The organism is Methanofastidiosum sp. (assembly GCA_013178285.1).
Classification (GTDB): domain Archaea; phylum Methanobacteriota_B; class Thermococci; order Methanofastidiosales; family Methanofastidiosaceae; genus Methanofastidiosum.
The window spans coordinates 1-5,950 of record JABLXD010000062.1 but is presented as its reverse complement, the minus strand read 5'-3'; the positions used below and the strand labels follow the sequence as shown (position 1 = coordinate 5,950).

Genomic DNA, 5,950 nt, shown 5'->3' with positions numbered 1-5,950 from the left:
TACTGCTATATCCGCGCTCACCCTGGGGATATCTATTAGAAATATTTCGAAAATAAATATTTCAAAAAAAGTGTTTATTTTGGGTTTGGTTTTACTCTCTTTGCTTCACGTTCTGCGGCTGCTATCGCGTATTTCTCCATTTTTTCTTCATATGCTTTTTGCGCTGCTGTTATTTCATCTTCTATTTCTTTTTGGGTCTTCTCTATGAACGATTCAGGATCTTCTATATTAATCATCGTGTTAATCAATTCGTTTTTGAATCCAACTTCTGCCCCATTTCCGCGGACAATGTACTTGTTGGGATCTCTCACATAGCTGTCATTATAGTATGTGTACGCTTCTGGATCAAGTATATACATCACTTTAATTGTCGTGAATGCTGCTGTTTCTGAAACATACTCGCCGCCTGCATTTGTTCCATCAAGGAAGTTAATCTGTACATATCTGGGTCCGTTTTCAGAATTTGAAGCTATTATGCTTGTATTCGATACTTCTTTTTCTGGACTGCTTGTACATCCTGCAGTTAATAGCACTGCGAGAATAGCGGCCACCAGGACTATGATTTCAAATTGTTTCATATCTTTCTTTCCCTCAGATATGGTCTACATTTTTATTACAGAAAAACATTTCTCTAACTGATTCTGAGACGTTACAAAAATTATTTTAATTGGCAATTAATTAGACTTCGGCTATTTTTATGCATCTTCTCTGATGGATGGGATTGACCAACATTGACCTAAATTCATTCTATCTTTTCTATCTTATTCATACTTTCTATTATGTAAAAATGATCTATTGATATTGTTTTCCGGCCAAAGTACTTAAACTTGCACGTAGTATATGCCTATCATGGCAGGAGTCTTGGAGCAGCTAATCAGGCCACAGAATAAGGCAATGCACCACGATATGAAGGCTATGGAGCTGGAGGCCGCCAAAGAGATCTTGGCCGAGGTCTTCAGGGTTCGGCTTTCGGAGGTTGATGAGATGATCCGGTGCCGCTTCGAAGCTGAGGATATTGGCTCTATGGCCTCTGAAGATGGATTATGGCCTCAAGAGTTCTGCCTGGAAGGATAAGCTGGATCCAAACTTACCATATCACTAGTTATCCTTATTTGGCTATCCCTTAGGCCTTGTCCATTAATACAGCACCTAGCGCATAAGATATTTGAATGGCGGGTTCGTTAAGACCCGATGTTGCATTCAAAGCAATAATTGCTGCGCCTCCGATTATGCAAAAAACCCTACGTGGCGTTATAACTCTCTCAATTTTAGAAGGCCATTTTTTAGAAGGCCATTCAGTTTTTATTAATTTCGTGGCTTCTTCTAAAATAAATCTCGCTGCTTCTGGGTACATGCCTCCTCTTATTAGAATCTTCTCTTCAATAGTTCTTATCATATGCTCGTTTTGTAGATAATAGATTTCGAGTGATTCCCATTCGATACCACTGGTTTTTATAAAATCGTTTAAAAAATTTTCATCGCATTTCAATCGTTTAAGTGCTTTAGAAATCTTATAGGTATTTATATTGTAGTATGACTTGCCAGATATTCTTTCTGCGTGCTCTTTATCATGCGATAAAAATTCGCTAAGCCACATAAACATTTCATTAGTAGCATCTACAAGATAATATGGGTATTCATCAGAGTCAGACTTCAAATTCGTACCCTCTTTAAACTCAGTGAATATGTCTTAGTTTATTAAAAGATGGATGATCATTTTACAGAATCTCCACCAGCCCTTTTTCTTGGTGCCCTCATCAAATGGGCAAAAAATCATTTCTTCATCCCTTCCTTTACCTTCTGGAAAAGCTCAGGATACTTTTTCTCCAGGCCTTCCTCTAGGATCGCCCTGGCTTCTTCTGAGATAGAGAACTCTGGAGTTGTCTTCTTCAGGTACCACATTACAGCAGAGATCTTAGGGCTCCAGATCGCTATAGATTGCCTATTGCTGTTCGCTCCTTCCACAGCTTCGCCTAAAGCCTTTAGGTTTAAGCCTTTAGCCTTAGAGTTTAGTCCTTTGTCCTTTAAGTCTAAACCTTTATCCATTAGGTCTAAGGATTTAGGCCCATTACCTTTAGGCTTAAAGTCTAAGGCTTTATCCTTAGGGTTTGAAGCTTTATCATTTAGGCTTAAACCTTCATCCTTAGAGTCTAAGCCTTCAGGTTTGGATGTCTTGGATTTCACGCCGGCCATTAGGTGCTTAAGCTCTTCTCCAGCTCCAGGACTCATAATGCTATCACCTCTTTTGCTAAATTTGAGTAAGCCAAAGCTCCAGGAGACTCTGGAGAATGTATTGAGATAGGAACCCCATAGCTGGGAGCTTCGGCCAATCTGATATTGTTGGGAATTACTGTTTTGAATACATCCTCTCCCAGGTTCTCCCTAACCTGAGCTACGATTTCTTTGGCCATCTTTGTCCTAGGATCGAATAGGGTAAGCAGATATTTCTTCTGGATATCATAGCCTAAATCGTTCTTAATCAGCTCCAGAAGATCAAGAATCATGGAGAGGCCCATTAGAGCAAAGAATTGAGTTTGAATAGGGATCAGCACCATGTCAGAGGCTACCAGAGCATTTAGGGTTAAGAATCCCAGAGTAGGAGGAGTATCTATCAGCACGTAATCATAGCCTTCTAAGCCTCTTAGCTTTGGCCTGAGTACTGACTCCCTGGCAGTGAGCTTGGAAGCCAGCTCCAGCTCTGCTTTGCCTAGGAAATTATTGGTAGGAGCTATATCCAGGCCTGAGACCATTGTATTCTTGATTAAGGCCCTGATGTCTAAGCCTCTCATCAATACATCATACATGGTCTTATCCAGCTCATTAAGGCCCAAATGCCTTGTAGAAGAGCCCTGAGGATCTAGGTCAACTAAAAGAGTCTTCTTCCCATTAAGAGCTAGATAAGCAGCCAGATTAACTGTAGTGGTGGTTTTGCCACAGCCTCCTTTCTGGTTAGCAATGGCTATTATCTGCATGGCCTAAAAGATTAAGGTCTAAGGCTTTAACCTTTTGGCTAAGGGACAAATGCTAAAGGGTTTAACCTTTAGGTTTAAGCATTTTGTCTAAAACCTTTAGGCCTAAAGCATTAGGGTAGACCTGTTTATCGGCTCTCTTCCACTATCTTAATCTCCTCCTCAGTCAGCCCGTAAAGCTCGTAGACTAGAGCATCAATCTGTCTGTCAGTCTCATCTATCATGACATTGATCTGCCTGATCTTATCTGCAGATCTATTGAATTCTTCCTCTAAAAGCTCTTTCATTGGTCATCGGTTAAGCCCACCACTCAGCTCTAAAGCGTTCGCGGTTTACATGGGGGTCTAGGGCTTGACTATCGTAAACACCTGCTAGAGTTTCCCAAGTCCTTGTTATTCCCAGATATCGTAGAATAAGAGTCAACTGATCATCTGCATTCTCCGCGAAGATAATACTCCATCGAAGTTGAGTGAATCTTACAATATTTTTTCCTGGATGAATTTTTCTAACATTAAAATATGTTCTCCTGCTAACAAGAAGTGTTAAGATCGCAACCCATATAAGAGCTTCAATTATCAAAGGATTTTTAGTATCCAGGGCGTCTAATGCATACCTGCTCTTTAGCTCTTTAAACATCAATTCGATATCCCATCTAGCTCCGTAAAGCTTTCCGATATCCTCAGGTTCAAGAATATCTGAGTTAATATTAGTAATATATGTATGATATTTTTCATCTTCATCATTATAGATAGCGACAAGACGGAATCGATGTGTATCGGGTCTTTTTACTCCTTTATATGCTCTGCGTTTAAAGGAAACCTCGATCTCCACATCCAAAATTTGTCGTTTGAGCTTGGGTAACACATCTTGTAGATATGCACCGCACACATCTATACTCTGACCTCTCCAGGACCTATTTGCCTTTATGATCATTGGATTCGAATTATCCTTTAATCGAGAGACTAAAAAACCTCCGTTCTCAGCTATTCTGGCAAATAGTTGATATTTATAGAAACCAAGATCAATGAGCAGTATTTTCCCTTTTATCCAGGGGCCGACTTTAATAGTCTTTAGCTCATTGGTGCGTTCGTTGTGTATAGCAACGCTTTCTGGGGTGTTTCCAACTGCACTGACAAGAACCGCAATCTTAAGGCCAGCAGCTTCTCCTTTGGATCGGGCCGCTGGGTAGAGCTTTGCCAGACTTGAATGAAGTCGAACTATTGTGCTATCTTGGATCAAGACGTCTCGAAACTGAAATAACTTCTTATTGAGATTATAACTCTGTTCTTGCGCAAGGTATTCAATTCCATGAAGAACACATGCTTTGAGAAATTCCACAAGTTCTGGAGTAAATCTGTAATACCAGCTACTATCACTTAGTTTTTCATGAGCTTCTTTTTCATAACTTCTCTTCAAACTAGCCAGCGATCTCTGAAGACGGACTCCGAAACTCAGAACCAAAACCCAAAATATGATTACTGCATCGATTTTACGTTCACGCTTTATTAGACCAGTCTCTGCCGCAGTTTTCCTCAAAAAGTCCGGCGAGAACATCGTGCATAGATCCTTCTCTATGAAACTTTGCTCTGCTAACGAGCGTTCTGCTGCCATTTGCTACCCCTTCTTGAGGGATAATTAGATCACAGCTCCTATATATATCTAAACATGAATTAAAAATATACTAAGTACAAAAAGGCAATATTACATAACACTCGTCCTAACTGTCCTTAACCGATGACCAATGAAAGCTCTTTATTCTCTCTGCCTCTGGGGTTATAGCCTGCCTTCAGCTTCCTTTTGTTTTTAATCAGGAGGTCATGGAATCCAGAGAAGTCCACGCCGTAGTATTCTTGGAGCTTAGAGGCTACATTGAGGTCTTGGACTTTGACACCTATCTCACCTTCAAGCCATCTGAGGAAATTCTGTGCCTCAGATCCCCTTTGCTTATAGAGACCAAGCATCTGTTCTACAAGGGAAACCATGCGATCATGGTGAGCCTTATCTGAATTTGGGATTGGTATGTTTTTAATGAATGCATAAAACAGCCTGAGCCTACCTCTTTCATCTGCATCTCCAATTACTGTGCAGGTATATTTTAGGTAGGTCCACATAGTTGAAGAGTTTAGAATCCCCAAGAGATATAGATCTTTAGCTGGTATGAAGTACACAGTGTTAATAGTATAAACTCCATTTTCGTCTAAGGTAAATTTTGGTTTTATGGAGATATCTGGATAGATTATCTTTGGCTTCTCAAATTCAGTATAATAATCAATAGTATCTTGTATTTCATACCATTGATAGTTGCCTGGTTTTCTTCCTCCCCATTTACCTGGACCAGTCCAATTTCTTGGTTTAGGCATTAACTGTATCTTATAGCTAAGCAAATGTTGCTTTATTGCAGGGTAATTATCTATTTTAACGCCTCTTCTAGCAAATATCAGATAGTTTTTACTTTGAGGTGGATAATAGCGATCTATATCCCTACCCATTAAAAATGGTTTTATTAGTTCTTCGCTCTTTGGGTCCTCTTTGATCAGTCTATCTCTCGTCCCTGAATCTATGATAAAAGCCTCATTAAGGCCAGTTAATACGCCTCTGAATATTTTTGCATTTACATATTCATCTAATGTAGATCCAATATGCTTCATCTTTTCTATAATAATAATTTTATCTCTGCTGGTAAGGGTCCAAATATCACCGCTAACTGCCTGGGAATCCATCTGCAGACCTATTTTTATTACTTCATCTTTAATGGATTTAAACCTAAGCGTTTTGATTAATGCATAAATGAACTTTTGCTCATTTGTAGAGACATTCTTTATAATTATGATAGCAGGGAATGTAGATGCATCATTAAAAACTGGCAACTCCCCAAAATCTACTATCTGCTGGATGGTTGTTTTCTCAGCAATAAAACGACGTAAGGCCGCTCCATAGCTAGCACTCATCCATTTATTTGATACAATCATTCCAAAGAAGCC

8 protein-coding genes are annotated in these 5,950 nt (G+C 39.6%); 1 reads left to right on the top strand and 7 read right to left on the bottom strand.

The genetic code is table 11. The annotated features are described in order from the left end of the window. Positions 1-74: 74 nt before the first annotated feature. Positions 75-578, bottom strand: coding sequence for a hypothetical protein (locus HPY60_11195; GenBank protein ID NPV51743.1), 504 nt, complete (start codon positions 576-578; stop codon positions 75-77). 271 nt (positions 579-849) lie between these two features. Here HPY60_11195 and HPY60_11190 point away from each other — a divergent pair, with 271 nt between their 5' ends. Continuing rightward, positions 850-1,074: a hypothetical protein gene (locus tag HPY60_11190; GenBank protein NPV51742.1), complete on the top strand. Its 225-nt coding sequence runs from the start codon at positions 850-852 to the stop codon at positions 1,072-1,074. Positions 1,075-1,123: 49 nt separating this feature from the next. Here the strand turns inward: HPY60_11190 and HPY60_11185 are convergent, their stop codons facing one another. The 6 genes from HPY60_11185 to HPY60_11160 form a co-directional block, all read right to left on the bottom strand. Next, positions 1,124-1,657 (bottom strand): hypothetical protein, encoded by a 534-nt coding sequence (locus tag HPY60_11185; protein ID NPV51741.1) that lies wholly within the window; start codon positions 1,655-1,657, stop codon positions 1,124-1,126. Between the two features lie 116 nt (positions 1,658-1,773). Continuing rightward, a complete protein-coding gene (locus tag HPY60_11180) occupies positions 1,774-2,229 on the bottom strand; it encodes a hypothetical protein (protein ID NPV51740.1) in 456 nt (151 codons plus the stop codon). Beyond that, the gene (locus HPY60_11175) at positions 2,226-2,972 is read right to left on the bottom strand and encodes a ParA family protein (GenBank protein NPV51739.1); all 747 of its coding nucleotides are present in this window, start codon (positions 2,970-2,972) and stop codon (positions 2,226-2,228) included. Before HPY60_11175 ends, HPY60_11180 begins: the two co-directional genes overlap by 4 nt. A gap of 125 nt (positions 2,973-3,097) precedes the next feature. Continuing rightward, positions 3,098-3,256, bottom strand: a complete 159-nt coding sequence (locus HPY60_11170) for a hypothetical protein (GenBank protein NPV51738.1) — start codon at positions 3,254-3,256, stop codon at positions 3,098-3,100. Positions 3,257-3,266: 10 nt separating this feature from the next. Further along, positions 3,267-4,580 carry an IS4 family transposase gene (locus tag HPY60_11165; protein ID NPV51737.1) on the bottom strand — a complete coding sequence of 438 codons (1,314 nt, stop codon included), beginning with the start codon at positions 4,578-4,580 and terminating at the stop codon, positions 3,267-3,269. Between the two features lie 116 nt (positions 4,581-4,696). Next, on the bottom strand, positions 4,697-5,950 hold a 1,254-nt coding region (locus tag HPY60_11160), incomplete at its 5' end, for a restriction endonuclease (GenBank protein ID NPV51736.1).

Bases quoted from the DNA above. Each gene is read 5' to 3' on its own strand.
- HPY60_11175 (NPV51739.1), bottom strand. From the start codon at position 2,972: ATGCAGATAATAGCCATTGCTAACCAGAAAGGAGGCTGTGGCAAAACC.
- HPY60_11190 (NPV51742.1), top strand. From the start codon at position 850: ATGGCAGGAGTCTTGGAGCAGCTAATCAGGCCACAGAATAAGGCAATG.
- HPY60_11195 (NPV51743.1), bottom strand. From the start codon at position 578: ATGAAACAATTTGAAATCATAGTCCTGGTGGCCGCTATTCTCGCAGTG.
- HPY60_11165 (NPV51737.1), bottom strand. From the start codon at position 4,580: ATGGCAGCAGAACGCTCGTTAGCAGAGCAAAGTTTCATAGAGAAGGAT.
- HPY60_11180 (NPV51740.1), bottom strand. From the start codon at position 2,229: ATGAGTCCTGGAGCTGGAGAAGAGCTTAAGCACCTAATGGCCGGCGTG.
- HPY60_11170 (NPV51738.1), bottom strand. From the start codon at position 3,256: ATGAAAGAGCTTTTAGAGGAAGAATTCAATAGATCTGCAGATAAGATC.